Origin of the sequence: Pseudomonas sp. MAG002Y (genome assembly GCF_019400845.1) — a bacterium.
Classification (GTDB): Bacteria; Pseudomonadota; Gammaproteobacteria; order Pseudomonadales; family Pseudomonadaceae; genus Chryseomonas; species Chryseomonas luteola.
This window is the reverse complement of the sequence record NZ_WOEJ01000001.1, coordinates 188,384-206,484: the sequence shown is the minus strand read 5'-3', so window position 1 is coordinate 206,484 and position 18,101 is coordinate 188,384. Positions and strand designations below refer to the sequence as shown.

The 18,101-nt window shown below is 56.9% G+C and carries 14 protein-coding genes; 5 read left to right on the top strand and 9 right to left on the bottom strand.

Features of this window, described 5'->3' with window-relative positions:
• Window positions 1-78: 78 nt before the first annotated feature.
• The 9 genes from GM154_RS00995 to GM154_RS00955 all read right to left on the bottom strand — a co-directional run bounded on the left by GM154_RS00995 (window position 79) and on the right by GM154_RS00955 (window position 11,996).
• Entirely contained in the window at window positions 79-1,086 is a 1,008-nt protein-coding gene (locus GM154_RS00995; RefSeq protein ID WP_219650644.1) for a peptide ABC transporter ATP-binding protein, read from the bottom strand.
• Window positions 1,073-2,116 carry an ABC transporter ATP-binding protein gene (locus GM154_RS00990; protein WP_219650643.1) on the bottom strand — a complete coding sequence of 348 codons (1,044 nt, stop codon included), beginning with the start codon at window positions 2,114-2,116 and terminating at the stop codon, window positions 1,073-1,075. Before GM154_RS00990 ends, GM154_RS00995 begins: the two co-directional genes overlap by 14 nt.
• Before the next feature lie 82 nt (window positions 2,117-2,198).
• Window positions 2,199-3,116, bottom strand: a complete 918-nt coding sequence (locus tag GM154_RS00985) for an ABC transporter permease subunit (protein WP_074822698.1) — start codon at window positions 3,114-3,116, stop codon at window positions 2,199-2,201.
• A 9-nt stretch (window positions 3,117-3,125) separates the two neighbouring features.
• Window positions 3,126-4,136: an ABC transporter permease subunit gene (locus tag GM154_RS00980; RefSeq protein WP_010797251.1), complete on the bottom strand. Its 1,011-nt coding sequence runs from the start codon at window positions 4,134-4,136 to the stop codon at window positions 3,126-3,128.
• 57 nt (window positions 4,137-4,193) lie between these two features.
• Complete coding sequence (locus tag GM154_RS00975; RefSeq protein WP_010797252.1) at window positions 4,194-5,786, bottom strand: ABC transporter substrate-binding protein; 1,593 nt, start codon at window positions 5,784-5,786, stop codon at window positions 4,194-4,196.
• An 89-nt stretch (window positions 5,787-5,875) separates the two neighbouring features.
• Window positions 5,876-7,468, bottom strand: a complete 1,593-nt coding sequence (locus tag GM154_RS00970) for an ABC transporter substrate-binding protein (protein ID WP_219650642.1) — start codon at window positions 7,466-7,468, stop codon at window positions 5,876-5,878.
• 208 nt (window positions 7,469-7,676) lie between these two features.
• Window positions 7,677-9,275: an ABC transporter substrate-binding protein gene (locus tag GM154_RS00965; protein ID WP_219650641.1), complete on the bottom strand. Its 1,599-nt coding sequence runs from the start codon at window positions 9,273-9,275 to the stop codon at window positions 7,677-7,679.
• A gap of 69 nt (window positions 9,276-9,344) precedes the next feature.
• A complete protein-coding gene (locus GM154_RS00960; protein ID WP_219650640.1) occupies window positions 9,345-10,946 on the bottom strand; it encodes an ABC transporter substrate-binding protein in 1,602 nt (533 codons plus the stop codon).
• A 300-nt stretch (window positions 10,947-11,246) separates the two neighbouring features.
• Window positions 11,247-11,996, bottom strand: a complete 750-nt coding sequence (locus GM154_RS00955) for an SIMPL domain-containing protein (protein ID WP_219650638.1) — start codon at window positions 11,994-11,996, stop codon at window positions 11,247-11,249.
• Window positions 11,997-12,124: 128 nt separating this feature from the next.
• Between GM154_RS00955 and GM154_RS00950 the strand changes: the two genes are divergently transcribed.
• From GM154_RS00950 to kdgD, 5 genes are all read left to right on the top strand, one after another.
• Window positions 12,125-13,384 (top strand): ATP-binding protein, encoded by a 1,260-nt coding sequence (locus tag GM154_RS00950; RefSeq protein WP_219650637.1) that lies wholly within the window; start codon window positions 12,125-12,127, stop codon window positions 13,382-13,384.
• Window positions 13,385-13,405: 21 nt separating this feature from the next.
• Window positions 13,406-13,963 carry a response regulator transcription factor gene (locus GM154_RS00945; protein ID WP_010797258.1) on the top strand — a complete coding sequence of 186 codons (558 nt, stop codon included), beginning with the start codon at window positions 13,406-13,408 and terminating at the stop codon, window positions 13,961-13,963.
• 145 nt (window positions 13,964-14,108) lie between these two features.
• Window positions 14,109-15,851, top strand: coding sequence for an ABC transporter ATP-binding protein/permease (locus tag GM154_RS00940; protein ID WP_219650636.1), 1,743 nt, complete (start codon window positions 14,109-14,111; stop codon window positions 15,849-15,851).
• Between the two features lie 73 nt (window positions 15,852-15,924).
• Window positions 15,925-16,680, top strand: coding sequence for a FadR/GntR family transcriptional regulator (locus tag GM154_RS00935; protein WP_010797260.1), 756 nt, complete (start codon window positions 15,925-15,927; stop codon window positions 16,678-16,680).
• 118 nt (window positions 16,681-16,798) lie between these two features.
• Window positions 16,799-17,710, top strand: coding sequence for a 5-dehydro-4-deoxyglucarate dehydratase (kdgD, locus tag GM154_RS00930; protein ID WP_219650635.1), 912 nt, complete (start codon window positions 16,799-16,801; stop codon window positions 17,708-17,710).
• The last annotated feature ends 391 nt before the right edge of the window (window positions 17,711-18,101 follow it).

Here is an 18,101-nt window from a genome sequence, read left to right as displayed (position 1 = left end):
CCAACCGACAAAAATGCCGGTGGCCATTAGCGTAGGAGAGAGTAGACGCCAGACTGAAAAGTCTGGCGCTGTCCTAGATCAAAGAAAGTTTTCGGCGTAATGGCAGGCAACCTGACGGTTGTCTACATCACGAAGGGCAGGAACTTCTGTCTTGCAGCGCTCAGTTGCGTAGGGGCAACGGCGGTGGAACACGCAGCCAGGTGGCGGATCCAGTGGGTTCGGCAGCTCGCCCTGGATCTTGATGCGTGGCTTGCTGGCGTCCGGTTGCAGGCTTGGCGTGGCTGAAAGCAGCATCTGAGTATAGGGATGCAAGGGCTTTTCAAAGAGTGCATCGCGAGGCCCCTTTTCTGCCGTATAGCCCAGATACATCACCATCACGTCATCGGCGATATGACGCACCACCGACAGATTGTGTGAGATGAAGACGTATGCAGTATGAAACTCCTGCTGCAGATCCATGAACAGGTTAAGCACTTGCGCCTGGATGGAAACGTCCAGTGCCGACGTCGGCTCGTCCGCTACCAGCACCTTGGGGTTGAGCATCATCGCGCGGGCCACGGCAATCCGCTGGCGCTGGCCGCCAGAGAACATGTGAGGATAGCGCTGATAATGCTCGGGACGCAGGCCTACCTGCTGCATCATGGCCTGTACCTTGTCACGACGCTCGCTACGGGACAGGTTTGTATTGATAACCAGCGGCTCCGCCAGTTGGTCCCCGATCTTCTGCCGTGGATTGAGGGAAGCGTAAGGGTTCTGGAACACCATCTGCACATCGCGGCGCAACTGCTTGCGGACTTCTGCACTGGCACCACTGACCTCATGACCGCCAATGTTGAGCGAGCCGGAGGACGGCTCCTCGATCAGCGTCAAGGCACGGGCCAGAGTGGATTTGCCACAGCCCGACTCACCAACGACCGCCAGTGTCTTGCCGGGTACGAGGTCAAACGAGACACCATTCAGGGCGCGTACGGTGGCCTGGCCTTTGAACAGACCTCGGGAAACATGGTAATGACGTGTCAATGCTCGGGCGGTGAGTACGCTATCCGCTGGTTTGGCAGCGTTGGTATTCAAATCAGGCGCGGCCATGGGCTTCTCCAGGTAGATGACTAGGACGCTGGGACTCCGGCAAAACTTCCGGCCACTGCGCAGGGTTCAGGTTGCGCGGGAAGAAGCAGCGGACCGAGCCGCTGATACCCTCGTGGATATAGGGCTCGAGGGCAGGGCGTTCCAGACAGCGTGGCTGTGCGTAAGGGCAGCGCGGCGACAGCAGACAGCCCTTGGGTCGATCGTAACGGCCGGGAACGATACCAGGCAGCGTGGAGAGCCGTTCGCCAAGGCTATGCTCGGGGATGGCGGCCAGCAGCGCTTCCGTGTAGGGATGTTTGGGGGTCTGAAAGATATCCGGCACAACGCCGGTTTCCACGGCCTGGCCGGCGTACATCACGCAGACCCGCTGGGCCGTTTCAGCCACTACGGCAAGGTCATGGGTGATCAGGATCAGGGCCATGCCCTCATCACGCTGAAGGTTGAGCAGCAGGTCCATGATCTGCGCCTGAATGGTAACGTCCAGCGCTGTGGTCGGTTCGTCGGCAATCAGCAGCTTGGGCTCTGCCGCAATCGCCATGGCGATTGCCACGCGCTGGCTCATGCCGCCGGACAGCTGATGCGGGTAGGCGGAAAGACGGCTCGCTGCGGCTGGAATTTCCACCCGCTCAAGCAGTTGAAGCGCCCGCTGGCGGGCTTCTCGGCCTCGCAGACCCAGGTGCTGGTGAATTACCTCTTCGATCTGATAACCCACCGTGTAACTGGGGTTCAGGGCGGTCATCGGGTCCTGGAAGACCATGGACAGGTCCTTGCCGATCAGCTGACGCCGGGCACGACCCTTGAGCTTGAGCAGATCCTGGCCTGCAAAGCTCAGCCGATTGGCCGTGACCTTACCGGGCGCATCGATCAGGCCCATCACAGACATCATGGTCACGGACTTGCCGGAGCCGGACTCACCTACAATGGCCAGCACTTCGCCCTGGTCGATGGTCAGATCGAGACCTTCGACGACCGGGATGGCATCTTCACCGCCAAAGCGGACATTCAGATTCTGGATTTCCAGGAGGCTCATGGCTGCTCCTTGATCAATAAGCAGGAATCGATCGGCAACGGGCTGCCGCATCGAGACAACGAAAGAATGATTGGCAAGCCGGTCATGACTGCACCTTCAGGCGAGGGTCGAGGGCGTCACGCAGGCCATCACCCATCAGGTTGATAGCCAGTACGCTCAAAAGAATGGTCAGGCCGGGCAGGGTAACCACCCACCAGGCGCGCTCAATGTAGTCGCGGGCTGATGCCAGCATGGTGCCCCACTCAGGGGTGGGTGGCTGTACGCCGAGGCCAAGGAAGCCCAGGGCCGCTGCGTCCAGGATGGCCGAGGAGAAGCTCAGGGTCGCCTGGACGATCAGAGGCGCCATGCAGTTGGGCAATACGGTGACGAACATCAGGCGCAGGCGTCCGGCACCTGCCAGTCGAGCAGCCGTTACATAGTCGCGGTTCACTTCACCCATGACGGCGGCGCGGGTCAGGCGCACGTAGGAAGGCAGCGAGACAATGGCAATGGCAATAACGGTGTTGGACAGGCCAGGGCCGAGAATTGCCACGATGGCTACCGCCAGCAGCAGCGATGGCAGGGCCAGCATAATGTCCATCAGGCGCATGATGAAAGGGCCGGCTCGCGTGGGTGAAAAGCCTGCAATCAGCCCGAGCAGAATGCCGGGGATGAGCGAGCAGATTACCGAGGCCAAACCAATCATCAGTGATAGCCGTGCGCCGTGAATCAGGCGGGACAACAGGTCGCGTCCCAGTTCATCAGTGCCCAGCAGGAACTGCGTCGTGCCGCCTTCCAGCCAGGAGGGAGGCGTCAGCAGGAATTCACGGAACTGCTCGCTGGGATCGTGGGGTGCAACCCAAGGGGCGAACAGGGCGCAGATCACGATGATAGTCATGAACAGCAGGCCGCCCAGGGCGCCCTTGTTGTGGGAAAACGCTTTCCAGAACTCCTTGTACGGAGACGGATACAGGGCAACCTGATCTTCGACCTGAGCGCCTTGTGGCAAAGTACGTTCCATAGGGCCTCCTTAGCGCTGATGGCGGATACGGGGGTTGGCAAAGCCGTAGAGAATGTCCACGACAAAGTTCACCAGGATGACAAGGGTGGCGATCAGCAGGATGCCGTTCTGCACGACGGGATAGTCGCGACGGGAAATCGCATCGATCAACCATTTGCCTACACCAGGCCAGGAAAAGATCGTTTCGGTCAGCACGGCGCCAGCGAGCAGGCTGCCCACCTGCAGGCCCAGTACGGTGAGAACCGGGATCAACGCGTTACGCAGTGCGTGGATGAATACGACACGGGCTGGCGACAGGCCTTTGGCACGAGCCGTACGCACGTAATCTTCTCGTAGCACTTCCAGCATGGCGGAGCGCGTCATCCGTGCGATAACTGCCAGGGGAATCGTGCCTAGCACAATAGAGGGCAGAATCAGGTGGTGGAGGGCGTCCATGAACGCGCCTTCTTCATCGGACAACAGGCTGTCGATCAGCATGAAGCCGGTTTTGGGCTCGATGTCGTAAAGCAGATCGATCCGGCCAGACACCGGGGTCCAGCCGAGCTGTACCGAAAAGAACATGATAAGGATGAGGCCCCACCAGAAGATCGGCATGGAAAAGCCCGTCAGGGAAATGCCCATCACACCGTGGTCAAACAATGAACCGCGGCGAAGCGCTGCGATCACTCCGGCCAGAAGGCCCAGCACGGTAGCAAAGATCATGGCGCAGAGAGCCAGTTCTAGGGTGGCCGGAAAGAGGGTGGTGAACTCGTGCCACACATTGTCACGGGTAATCAGCGACTCTCCCAGGTTGCCGTGGGCAAGGTTGCTGAGATAGTCGAAATATTGCTGGTAGAGCGGCTTGTCGAGCCCGAGGCGATGCAGTGCTTCGGCATGCATCTGCGGATCGACGCGGCGCTCGCCCATCATGACCTCTACCGGATCGCCAGGAATCAGGCGAATCAGGGAAAAAGTCAGTAGCGTGACACCGAAAAACGTCGGTATCAGCAAGCCCAGGCGGCGGGCAATAAAACTGAACATGGGGTTGAATACTCCTCATCGGAGGCAGGGAAGCGTGCCCTGCCTGTTTCCGTCTTTTTATTTTGCGTACGTTGTAGCGAAGTTGTTGTTGGCCAAGGGACTCAGGTGATAACCCTCGACATTGCTGCGCATGACGTTGAACAGCTTGGGATAGGCCAGGGGGATCCAGGGCGCATCGTTGTGGAAGATCACTTGAGCCTGCTTGTAGAGCTCGGCTCGCTCATTTTCATCCTGGCTGGTACGGGCCTTGTCCAACAGGGCGTTAAACTCCTTGTTGCACCAGCGTGCACTGTTTTCGCCTGACTTTGCGGCATCACATGACAAGTTAGGCGTCAGGAAGTTATCCGGATCGCCGTTGTCACCTGCCCAGCCAAAGAAGAGCAGATCGTGCTCGCCTTGCTTGGCCCGGCGAATCAGCTCACCCCACTCCAGATTGCGGATGTCCAGTTGTACGCCGACCTTGGCCAGGTCGGCCTGAAGCATTTGAGCACCCAGCGCGGGGTTGGGGTTGGTCGGGCCGCCGCCTGAACGTGTAAACACGGTCAGCTTGAGGCCTTTCTCCATGCCGGCCTCTTTCAGCAGTGCCCGCGCCTTTTCAGGGTCGTAGGGCCAGTCCTGAATATCACGGTTATACCCTAGAAGGGTAGAGGGATACGGATTGACGGCAGGCACAGCGTTGCCTTCACCAAACAAGGCCTTGATGTAGGCGTTCTTGTCAAAGGCCAGATTCAGGGCCTGACGGATACGCACATCGTTCAGCGGTTTATGCTCGGTGTTCATGGCAACATAGGCAATTAGCAGTGCTTCGCCTTCAGCCAGCTTAAGGTTCGGGTCCTTGCGGATGGCTGGAATATCGTCCGGTTTAGGATAAACGCCTACCTGACATTCACCGGCTCTCACGCGCTGCAGGCGTACATTGCTGTCGAGGGTGATGGCAAGGACCAAGCCATCAGCTGGAGGTTTGCCTTCGAAATACTCGGGGTTAGCCTTGAAACGTACCTGAGCATCCTTGGTATAGCGCGAGAAAATGAACGGACCGGTACCGACCGGCTTGAAGTTGAGCTGATCAAACTGTCCGGCTTTTTCCAGTTGAGCGGCATATTCAGCCGAATAGATCGATGCAAAGCCCATCGCCATGTCCCGCAGGAAAGGTGCTTCCGGACGATTGAGCACGAAGCGGATCGTGTAGTCGTCGACCTTATCGATCGACTTGATCAGGTTTTGCAGTCCCATGGCCTCAAAATAGGGGAAGCCATGCTGCGCCTTGTCGTGCCAGGTGTGCTTGGCATCGTATTGGCGCATGAAGCTCCACATCACGTCGTCGGCATTGAATTCACGTGTGGGCTTGAAGTAATCGGTTGTCTGAAACTTCACCCCTTTACGCAGGTGGAAGGTGTAGGTCATGCCGTCTTCGCTGACGTCCCAACGCTCTGCCAAACCAGGCTCGATGTCGGTAGTGCCGGGCTTGAAGTCTACGAGGCGGTCGAATAGCGTCTCAGCTGAGGCGTCAGCCGTCGTGGCTGCAGTGTACTGAGCGATGTCGAAGCCTTCGGGACTGGCCTCCGTACATACCACCAGAGGTTTGGCTTGAGCCAGAGTGGCGGCGCCAAGCAGACTCACGGCAAGCGCGATTCGTGTTAATGCATGCATAGGGATGCTCCTAGGTCTGTAACCGGTCTACGGCATAGAGCGAGCCTCGATCAGCCTGATCGGGCTCGTCTTCTTTTTGGGAAAAGCGCTTAATCCAGGCGCACAGTTGAAAAATCGTTTTTACCCAGAGGGCTCATGACAAAGCCGCTGACGTTGCTGCGTGTCACAACGTTCCTCACAGGCTGTGAGGTAGGAATCCAGGGGATTTCGTTGTGAAAGATCTCCTGGGCCTTGCGGTAGAGATCAGCGCGCTTGTCCTGATCACTGGTACGGCGAGCCTGCTCTACCAGCGAGTCGAACTCGGCATTGCACCAGCGTGCACGGTTCTCGCCGTTTTTGGCTGCCGAGCAGGTGAGGTTGGGTGACAGGAAATTGTCCGGATCGGCATTGTCGCTGACCCAGCTCATGCTGAGGATATCGTGTTCTCCCTGCTTGCCACGACGAACGAATTCACCCCATTCATATTGACGAATATTGACCTTGATACCGACCTTGGCCATGTCTCCCTGAAACAGCTGGGCGACTCGCAAGGTATTTCCCGAGGGGCCTGACCCGGTAGAGCTCATATAGGTCAGCTCCAGCCCGTTGGGGTAGCCCGCTTCGGCCAAGAGCTGCCTGGCCTTTTCCAGGTCATACGGCCAGGGTTTGATATCGGTGTTATAGCCCAGCATGGCAGGGGGATAGGGACCCCAGACCGGCTTGGCTGCGCCTTCACCGTACAGGGCCTTGATCGTACCCTCCTGATCGGTTGCCATGGCAATGGCCTGACGGACGCGTACATCGCTGAGTGGCTTGTGCGTTACGTTCAGAGCATTGAAGCCTATGGTCAGCTCCTCGACGCTCAGCACTTTCAGATGGGGGTCTTTTCTTAACGCCGGAACGTCTGACGGCTTGGGGGTCAGTGAAATCTGGCATTCGCCTCGCTTCAGACGCTGCAGGCGCACGCTGGAGTCCAGTGTGATGGCTTGTACCAGATCGACAGCTGGCGCACCGTCCCAATAGTTGGAGTTGGCCTTGTAGCGCACCTGCGAGTCGCGGCTGTAGCGCTCGAAAACAAAAGGTCCCGTACCTACCGGTTTGAACCCCAGATCATCAGTTTTTCCGCTCTTGAGCAGCTGATCAGCATATTCAGCTGAGAGAATTGAGGTAAAACCCATGGCCAGATCAGCCAGGAAGGGCGATTCTTCATGTTGAAGAACAAAGCGCACCGTATGGTCGTCGACCTTTTCAATATGGTCGATGATCTTGCTCATCTCCATCGAGTCGGAGAAGGGGAAGCCTTTGCTGGCTAATTCGTGCCAGGGGTGCTTGGGATCGATCTGACGCTCGAAGCTCCAGATTATATCATCGGCCGTCAGCTCACGGGTAGGCTTGAAGTAGCTGGTGCTATGAAATTTCACACCCTTGCGCAGGTAAAACGTGTACTGGAGACCATCCGGGCTGATGTCCCACCGCTCGGCCAGTGACGGCTGAAGCTCCGTCGTGCCAGGTTTGAACTCCACCAGCCGGTTATAAAGAGGCTCATCTGCCGCATCGGCTGTATAACGCGAGGAGTGAACCGCCGGATCGAATGTCTCCGGACTGGCCTCGGTACATGCCACCAACGTTTTGGCTTGTGCCTGTACAGCCGTTGCCAACGCAACCGCCAACAGACAGGTGTTCAGCCTGAATGCAGCTTTCATCTTTCGTTAGGCTCCATGGTGAGGCGGTAACAGTCGGGTTGCGACTGTAACCGCTTGCAATCCCGTCGATGGGTATCGGCGGAAGGTGTCCCTGCCGGGGTCCCTGGCATCGCTCGGGTAAAGCGTCGCACCAGAGGAAATCCGGCAAACCGGCTGCCTGCGTGCTGATCGAGCACGTCGCCGGCGGCAATACAGAACAGCCTGCCTCTCATCGGGCAAGGCTGACGCCATAGAACGCGCTAAGCCCGAAGGGGCTGATCTTGAAGTCCTGGACTTCCTTGCGCATGGGTTGATAAACGATGGAATGGGCGATCGGTGTGATCGGCACGGCGTCCTTCAGCACATGCTGCGCCTGCTTGTACAAGCGAATACGCTCCTCTCGATCATTGCTGATCTTGGCCTGTTTGATCAGCTTGTCATAGGCCGGATCGCACCATTTGGAGTAGTTGCTGCCGTTGACGGCATCGCAGCTGTACAAAACGCCCAGCCAGTTGTCCGGATCGCCATTGTCACCAGTCCAGCCGTAGATCATTACATCGTGTTCGCCCTGACGGGCACGCTTGATGTATTCGCCCCACTCATACGTGACGATGTTGGCCTTGATGCCGATCCTGGCCCAGTCCGCCTGTACCATCTGCGCAGACAGGCGGGCGTTGGGGTTGGATGCGCGAACGACCGGCATGGCCCACAGGTTGAGTTGTGTGCCTTGCTTGATACCGGCCTTCTTGAGGAGCGCCTTGGCCTTTTCCGGATCGTAGGGGGCATCCTTGATCGTGTCGTCATAGGACCACTGCGCCGGTGGCATGGGGTTGGTGGCGAGCTTTCCATTGCCCTGGTAGACGGCATCAATGATGGCCTTCTTGTTGATGGCCATGTCCAATGCCTGACGGACTTCGAGCTTGTCCAGCGGCGGATGCTGAACGTTGTAGGCGAAATAGCCCAGGTTGAAACCGGGTTGCTGAAGCACCTTCAGGTTGGGGTCTTTCCTGACCTCGGCAATATCTGCCGGACGTGGATAACCACTGATCTGGCACTCACCCGCCTTGAGTTTTTGCAGGCGAGTAGCGGCGTCCGTCGTAATGGCAAAGATCAGGTTGTCGAGTTTGACGTCCTCGGGCTTCCAGTAATCCTTGTTGCCCTTGTAACGAATGACCGCGTCCTTCTGGTAGCGACTGAATACAAAAGGTCCGGTACCAATCGGGTATTGGTTGATATCGGCCGCTTTGCCCTGCTTGAGCAAATGGTCGGCATATTCGGCTGACTGGATGGAGGCAAAGCTCATGGCCAGGTCCGAGGCAAAGGCGGCATCGGTCTGATTCAGCGTAAAGACAACGGTGTAATCGTCTCGCTTTTCGATCTTGGCGATGTTCTTGTCCAGGCCCATGTCGCTGAAGTAGGGGAATTCACTCGGGTAGGCCTTACGGAACGGGTGCTCCTTATCGAGCATACGCTGAAACGTGAACACGACATCGTCGGCATTGAATTCACGTGTCGGCTTGAAGTAGTCGGTCGTATGAAACGTCACGCCCTTGCGCAGATGAAAGGTATAAACCTTGCCGTCTGGAGAAATCTCCCACTTTTCGGCCAGCCCCGGTGTCAGGGTAGTGCCGCCACGCTCGAATTGAACCAGGCGATTGAATACCGTCTCGGCAGACGCATCGAACTCGGTTCCGGATGTGTACTGAGCAGGGTCGAAACCGGCCGGGCTGGCTTCGGAGCAATACACGAGATTGCTCGCCGCCTGGGCGAGCGGAGCGGCTGCAAGCAGGCTTGCAGTAAGAAAGGAGAGGGCGAAGGACGTACGCATGGATGAATTCCCGTCAGTCAAGTAAAGCGGAGCGTTCGGGGTTTTACCCTACGAACGCTCCGCCGCCAATCACTTGCTGACGCTTACGCCATAGAACTCGTTCAATCCAAAGGGACTGATCTTGAAGTCCTGGACTTCCTTGCGCATCGGCTGGAACACCGTCGAGTGCGCGATCGGCGTAATCGGAACCTGTTGTTTCAGGATCTGCTGAGCCTGCATATACAGCTTGGTCCGCTCGTCCATATCGGTGGTGCGCTTGGCGGCCTTGATCAGCTTGTCGTATTCCGGCTGGCACCAGCGAGAGTAGTTGTTACCGCCGATGGCATCGCAGCCGTACAGGGTGCCCAGCCAGTTGTCCGGGTCACCATTGTCGCCGGACCAGCCAATCAGCAGGGTGTCATGTTCACCGGCCTTGGCGCGCTTGTTGTACTCGCCCCATTCATAGCTGACGATCTTGGCCTTGATACCTACCTTGGCCCAGTCCTGCTGGATCATTTCGGCCATCTGACGTGCATTCGGGTTGTAGGGACGCTGAACAGGCATGGCCCAGAGAGTGATTTCCGTTCCTTCCTTCACGCCAGCCTGCTTGAGGAGCGCCTTGGCTTTTTCCGGGTCGAAGGGTGCATCCTTGAGGCTGTTGTCATAGGACCACTGGGTCGGCGGCATACCGTTGACCGCCATCTGGCCAGCGCCCTGGTAGATCGCGTCGATGATGGCCTTCTTGTTGATAGCCATGTCCAGCGCCTGGCGGACTTCGAGCTTGTCCAGTGGTGGATGCTGAACGTTGTACGCCAGATAACCATCGTTGAAGCCGGGCTGTGAAGGCACCTTCAGGTTGGGATCGTTCTTGAGCCCTTCCAGGTCGGCCGGGCGTGGGTAAACGGTAATCTGGCATTCGCCGGCCTTGAGCTTTTGCATGCGGACCGAGGCGTCGGAACTGATCGAGAAGATCAGGTTGTCCACCTTGGCACCTTCTTCCGGATCCCAATAATCCTTGTTGGCCTTGAAACGAATGACCGCATCTTTCTGGTAGCGGCTGAAGACGAATGGGCCTGTTCCGACAGGCTTATGGTTGATATCACTGGGCCGACCGGACTTGAGGAGCTGGTTGGCGTACTCCGAAGACTGGATCACAGCGAATGGCATGGCCAGGTTCTGAATGAACGCCGCGTCGACCTCTTTCAGAGTCATGCGTACCGTGTAGTCGTCCACCTTTTCAAGTTTGGTGATGTTTTCATCGAGGCCCATGTCAGTGAAATAGGGGAACTCGGTGGGGTAGGCCTTACGGAACGCACTGTTCTTATCCAGCATGCGCTCGAAAGTGAACACCACATCGTCTGCGTTGAATTCGCGGGTCGGCTTGAAGTATTCCGTAGTATGGAATTTCACGCCCTTGCGCAAATGAAAGGTGTAGGTCTTTCCGTCTTCGCTGACATCCCAGCTGCTTGCAAGCCCGGGCTGCACTTTGGTGCCGCCACGTTCGAACTCGCTCAGGCCATTGAACATGGTTTCAGCAGAGGCATCGAAGTCCGTTCCGGTGGTGTACTGTGCAGGATCGAAGCCTGCCGGGCTGCCCTCAGAGCAAAAAACCAGGTTACTGGCTGCCTGAGCAAATGGGGTTCCGGCCAATAAACCAGCCGCAATGAGAGATGAAAGTAACTTCTTATGCATGCAGACCTCGGTTGGCTGATGTCGACTCAGGCGATGGATACGTCTGGGCCATACAGAAACAGTTGAGACTTTTTGGGTCATTGGGCGGACGCTATGCAGGAGATATGCCTGTAATAGGATGACTGACGAGTCAGTGGCAGGTTGTGGAGTAACACTGAATGTTTGTGTCGCAAAAATATAAAAACAGGCGAGCTAGAGCGGAAAAATGAAACTGTTCCTACGGTAACAGCACCAAATTGTGTTACCGCAGGTGTGTTTTGCACCAAATTGGAGCGATGCAAGCGGGGTCTTTGCTTTAATTTAGGGCGTCTGCACTTCAATGACACCATCGGCCGTGATAGACACTGCGCTAGTACCTGCTTCGATATCCTGGCTGGGTGCGCTTTCAGCGTAAGCCATAGTCTTCATTCTCATCATGGGCATAGGGCCGGTAGCGTTGTTGGTTATCAGGTTGAGATTCACAAGCTTGTAACCGGAACCGCCCAGGGCATCGGTTGCTAGTTGAGCACGTGCCTTGAAGGCGTTGACGGCCTCCTTGAGCAGGGCATCTTCACTTTTCTTGCGCGTCTCGTCAGCAACAGTAAAGGTCATGCCGCCCATTTTGAGGGTACCCAACAGGTCGGCTGTCAGGCGGGAAAGGCTGGCAAAGTCACTGCTCTGCAAGTGAAGCTCACCACGCTCGCGCCAGGCGGTAATGGTCTGGCGTTTATCGTCATACAGCGGAAAACTGTTGCGCCCTCCCTGACTGATCTCGACGCCATTGACCTTGCGCGCAGCCTCGACCCCTTCGTTGAGCGCCTTGGTGATGTCCGCCGCCAGTTTGGCAGGGTCGTTACCTTGCTGTTCGGTATAAAGCGTTACCTGCATGCGGTCTCGCGGAACATCCTGGCTGACTTCGGCGCGCAGGCTGATCTGGTTGTAGCGAGGCTCATCGGCCTGCGCTGCATGAGAAACACTGACCAGTGCACCGGCTGCCATGATCGACGCGGCCCCCCTGGCTAAATGTTTAGTCAAGACAGGTGAAATGGCGAGACGGGAAAAGACAGGCATCGTGGACTCCTTTCGTTCATTAACAGTGACTTCCGTTCTATCCTATGGGTTTGTGCGGCGCTATGTCGCGCCTTACGGACAGAAATGGGCCAGAGCCACCGTTATACTCGCCGCCCCTGGATAAATACATGTTTGAATCTCCCGTGCAGTGGCTATCCGCTAGTCGTCAAAACCTGGGTCGTCTTGTCCTTATTCGCGTACTGGTGCTGGCTGCCCAAGCCGGTTCGGTAGGGGCTGCCTGGCTCTCCGATATCGTCGAGCTACCATGGCTGGCCATTAGCGCCACATTGGGTCTGTCCGCATTCCTCTGCGGCATCACCGCGCTGCGCCTGAGTCGAGACTGGCCTGTAACCGAGCAGGAGTATGCGGCGCATCTTGCCTTCGACCTGCTTATCCACAGCGTGCTGCTCTACTATGCCGGAGGGGCAACCAATCCCTTCGTGTCCTACTACCTGGTGCCGCTGACCATTGCGGCGGCAACCCTGCCTTGGCTCTACACGTTGCTGCTGGCGGGCCTTGCCTTGGTCAGCTTCACGTTCATGCTGATCTGGTTCCGGCCACTGCAACTTCTGATCAACCCAGGTGGCGAGATTCTGAGTTACGGCATGTGGCTGAGCTTTGCGCTATCGGCCTCATTGATTACCTTTTTCGTCGCCAAGATGGCTGAAGCGCTCCGCCACCAAGAACTGCTGCAGGCCCAGCGCCGTGAGCAGGGGATGCGCGATCAGCAACTACTGGCGGTGGCCACGCAGGCCGCTGGCGCTGCCCATGAGCTGGGTACGCCATTGTCGACCATGAGCGTACTGCTCAAGGAGCTGCGCCAGGAGTACACCGATAAGGCTGAGCTACAGGAAGACCTGTCGCTTCTGCAAGATCAGGTTCAGCTCTGTAAGGAAACCCTGCAGCAACTGGTGCGCGCCGCTGAAGCGGATCGCCGTCAGACCATTCATGAGCAAACGGCACTGGAGTGGCTGGAAGCCGTACTGAGCCGCTGGCATCTGATGAGGCCCGAGGTCAGTTACCGCTTTGAATGTCCAAGCGTAGGCGCAGCGCCTCGTTTGATTCCACCCACGGATCTGACTCAGGCGCTTCTTAACCTGCTGAACAATGCTGCCGATGCCTGTCCGGATAATCTGCTGGTAACCCTTTCATGGAATGCCTCGGAAATTTGTCTGTCCATCAGAGACCGTGGCCCGGGTGTACCGCTGGCCATTGCCGAGCAGATCGGTAAACCGTTCTTTACGACCAAGGGCAAGGGCTTTGGTCTAGGGTTATTCTTGAGTCAGGCGAGTGTGACCCGTGTCGGTGGTACAGTGAAGCTGTATAACCATGAAGAAGGCGGCACGCTGACCGAGCTGCGTCTGCCACGTCAGTATCCATTGGTCTGAACTGCTGTCGCGAGGATTACAATGAGCGAAAACATTCAACATGACGATGAGCAGCCCCATCTGCTGCTGGTCGACGACGATGCCACTTTTACCCGCGTCCTGGCACGGGCCATGGATCGTCGCGGGCTGCGCGTATCGGTCGCGGGCTCGGCAGAAGAGGGCTACGAGCTGGCCAAACAGGATCTACCCGATTACGCCGTGCTGGATCTCAAAATGGAAGGCGATTCCGGCCTTGTCCTGTTGCCCAAGCTGCTTGAGCTGCATCCCGACATGCGCGTCGTGATTCTTACCGGTTATTCCAGCATTGCCACGGCGGTCGAAGCGATCAAGCGTGGTGCTACGAATTATCTGTGCAAGCCTGCCGACGCAGATGATGTGTTGACCGCGCTACTTTCCCAGCATGCCGATGTGGACAGTCTGGTGCCGGAAAACCCGATGTCGGTTGATCGGTTGCAGTGGGAGCATATTCAGCGAGTCTTGAACGAGCACGACGGCAATATTTCGGCAACGGCACGTGCACTTGGAATGCACCGTCGTACCTTGCAGCGCAAGTTGCAGAAGCGTCCGGTTCGCCGTTAATCAGCTGATCCCCTTCCGGCTGGAAGGGGATTGATAAAAATTGAACAGAAATCTTTTGTTACGTTTGTCGTGACAGAAACCATTCAGCTTGGCTGCCCTATGATGGCCTTTGGTTACGTTATTACGTGCTTGCCGAGCTGGAGCGATGAGAGAAAAAGAGACTCCCGTACCGCCTGTGTATGGTTCGACCAAGGGCCATTTCCTGTCCCGCGTTTGGGCATTGACGATACCCTATTGGCGCAGTGAAGAAAGAAAGAAAGCCTGGCTGTTGCTGGTTGCTGTGATAGCTCTTTCGCTGGCAGGTGTCGGCTTGTCAGTGGTATTCAATACCTGGAACCGGTACTTCTACGATGCCCTGCAAAATCATGATCTGAAGTCCTTTACGCGTCTTATTTTGTATTTTTGCGGCTTGGCGGCCCTGTTCATTCTGCTGGCCGTATACCGGCTTTACCTGACCCAGATGCTTACCATCCGGTGGCGACGCTGGCTGACTGAGCAGCATTTCTCGCTATGGCTTAGGCACCGCAACTATTACCACTTGGAGCAGAAGGGGGGCGCAGACAACCCGGACCAGCGTATTGCCGAAGATCTGAACAGCTTTACGGACATGACGCTCTCCCTGGGGTTGGGATTCATCCGCACCATCATCAGCCTGATTTCCTTTTCTGTCATCCTGATCACTATGTCGGGCAGTATCGAGCTGTTTGGCATCACCATTCCTCATTACATGTTCTGGGCTGCAGTACTGTATGCCGCCATCGGCACCGTTCTGACGCATTACATTGGTCGACGGTTGATTGGCCTTAGCAATCAGCAGCAGCGCTATGAGGCGGATCTGCGTTTTGGGTTGATCCGTGTCCGGGAGAATGCCGAGAGCATTGCACTCTATAACGGGGAGCAGAACGAGCAGCAACGGCTCCAGGAACGATTCAGGCACGTCTGGGGCAACTTTTGGATGCTGATGCGCTATCAGAAGCGTCTGACCTTCTTTACCTCCGGCTACTCCCAGATTGCCGTCATCATTGGCGCCGTGCTTTCGGCGCCGCGCTATTTCAGTGGCAGGATCCAGCTTGGTGACATGATGCAGATCAGCGACTCGTTCAGTAATGTTCAAGGCAGCTTGAGCTGGTTCATTGACGCATACCTGCAACTGGCGAACTGGCGTGCTGTAACTGATCGTATCCTGAGTTTTCGCGACACCATGCACAGGCATGAGGCTCAGGCTTCCGCCATTACGCTGGAGCGCGGCGAGGATGCATTGGTATTCGACAGGCTCCAGGTTTCGCTGGCCAACCAGACGCACTCACTGATCGACCCTATCAGCGGCCGCATTGAGTCAGGCGAGCATGTGCTTATCAGCGGTCCCTCAGGGGGTGGCAAAAGCACCCTGCTACGGGTTATCGCAGGGCTGTGGCCCTATGGTAGCGGGACAGTAAGTCTCCCGATTGGTCGATGCCTATTTCTGCCGCAACGACCTTACCTGCCTATTGGAACATTAAGGGCTGCGTTGAATTATCCTGGGGAAGTTCAGCATGCGCCAGAGTGCCTCGAGAGCGTGCTAAGGCAATGCCGTCTGGCGCATCTGGTTTCTGTCATGGACGAGGCTAACCATTGGGAACGGCGCCTCTCTCCTGGAGAGCAACAGCGCCTGGCCATTGCTCGGGCTATCCTGTACCAACCGCACTGGCTGTTTCTGGATGAAGCGACTTCTGCCCTCGATGAGCGTGATCAAACCACCATGTACACCTTGTTACGAGAGCACTTACCCGATACGACACTGGTGAGTGTAGGGCATCGAAGCAGTCTGCAACGCTTCCATCAGCGGATCTTGCGCCTGGAGGAGGGCATTCTCAAGGACGTTACTGTCTACGAAAGTGCCCAACTTTAGATTAATAGGGTCATCCTACAACGCGGTTACGCTATTATGGTTCATATTTCCAAGACGCCCTGAATGAACACTTATGCAAAACAGTAACGTGACTCCTCGCCCACGTAAAAAGTCTCGCAGTCTGGCCGAAAACGTTGTCGAGGTCATGAAGGCTCGTATTCGTGACGGCGACCTGAAACCCGGCGACAAGCTGCCGACCGAGTCGGCCATCATGCAGGAGCAGGGCGTCAGCCGAACGGTGGTTCGTGAGGCGATCTCGCGCCTGCAGGCTGCAGGGCATGTCGAAACGCGCCACGGGATCGGTACGTTTGTGCTGGAGCGGCCTGCCGAGGGGCCTCTGTTCATCGATCCGGCTACCATCACAACCTTGCGTGATGTGTTGGCAATGCTTGAGTTGCGAATCAGTCTGGAAGTTGAGGCTGCCGGCCTGGCGGCGCAGCGCCGAAATGACGAGCAGCTTCAGGAGATGCGTCGTCTGCTGGATCAAATGAAGGCGCGCACCGAGCAGCCTGCCGAGGCTGTCAGTTTCGATCTGCAGTTTCATTTGCAGATCGCCATGTCCACGGGCAATCGCTATTTCAGCGACATCATGACCTACCTCAGTAGCGTTCTGATCCCCCGCACCCGTCTCAACTCGGCTTATCTGGCTCACGATGATCAGCAGCGCTATCAGCTGCGCCTGGATGGCGAGCATGAAGACATCTACAACGCTATCGCTCGGCAGGACACTGATGCGGCACGTGCAGCGATGCGCCTGCATCTGACCAACAGTCGCGAGCGACTACGTCGAGCCAATGAAGAGGTAGGAACAGGCCAGAATTCACGCTGATTAAAAAATCTGCGTAAGGGGAGTTGTACCCTGGAATCTATAGTTGTACGATGACTGACAACGGGCGATATCCCGTCTCATCAACTTCTGTATGCCGTCAGGCCAGGGTGCAACAAAAATGACTCCACAAGAACTCAAGCACACCCTTTCATCCGGATTGCTGTCCTTTCCGGTAACCGATTTCGATGCGCAGGGTGAATTCCGCCGCGATACCTATATCAAGCGCCTGGAATGGCTGGGGCCCTACGGTGCCAGCGCCCTGTTTGCGGCTGGCGGCACCGGTGAGTTCTTCTCGCTGGACCAGAAGGAATACTCCGACATCATCAAAACGGCCGTGGACACCTGCAAGGGCATGGTCCCGATTCTGGCCGGTGCCGGTGGCCCAACCCGCGTGGCGATCCAGCAGGCTCAGGAAGCAGAGCGCCTGGGTGCCCAGGGCATCCTGCTGCTGCCGCACTACCTGACCGAAGCCAGCCCCGAAGGCGTAGCCGCGCACGTCGAGGCGGTGTGCAAGTCCGTCAAGTTTGGCGTGGTGGTGTACAACCGTAACGTCTGCCGTTTGAAGCCTGACCAGCTGGAAATGCTGGCTGAGCGCTGCCCCAACCTGATCGGCTTCAAGGACGGCATGGGTGACATCGAGCTGATGGTCTCCATCCGCCGTCGCCTGGGTGATCGCTTCACCTACCTGGGCGGTCTGCCGACCGCTGAAGTCTATGCCGCGGCCTACAAGGCGCTGGGTGTACCGGTGTACTCCTCGGCGGTGTTCAACTTTGTTCCCAAGACGGCCATGGACTTCTACAAGGCCATCGCTGCGGATGACCACGAGACTGTGGGCAAGCTGATCGATGACTTCTTCCTGCCGTACCTGGACATCCGTAACCGCTGCGCAGGCTATGCGGTAAGCATCGTCAAGGCCGGTGCGAAGATCGCAGGTTACGACGCCGGTCCGGTGCGTGCACCGCTGACCGACCTCAAGCCTGACGAGTACGAGCGTCTGGCTGCGCTGATGGACAAGCTCGGTCCGCAGTAAGTGTGTAAATGGCCGACTGGTTTTAGTAGACCAGTCGGCCATTTTTGTTTTATTGTGTTCTAAAATGATTGCGCTATCATTTGGCTGTGTAATCAAAGGCGATGTTTTCGCCTCGCTGTAAAAAGACTACCCGCGACAAGAATAACGAGTGGGGGCAGAGTGAATATCAACCGAGTCAGTGTGACATCGCTTGCCTTGTCAGGCACTTCATTGCTCGGTGCTCTTGGCATTCGCAGACCCCGCATTCTGCGCGCGATCAGCTTTTCTGAACGCTTATCTTTAGTCATCCCGCTTGCCATGGTCGGCTCCCTTATCGGAACGCTGAGGGTTGCCAGAACCTGTCATTTATCCAGTGGCGGATCGATCAGGTGCTCTTTATTGCAACCAGTGG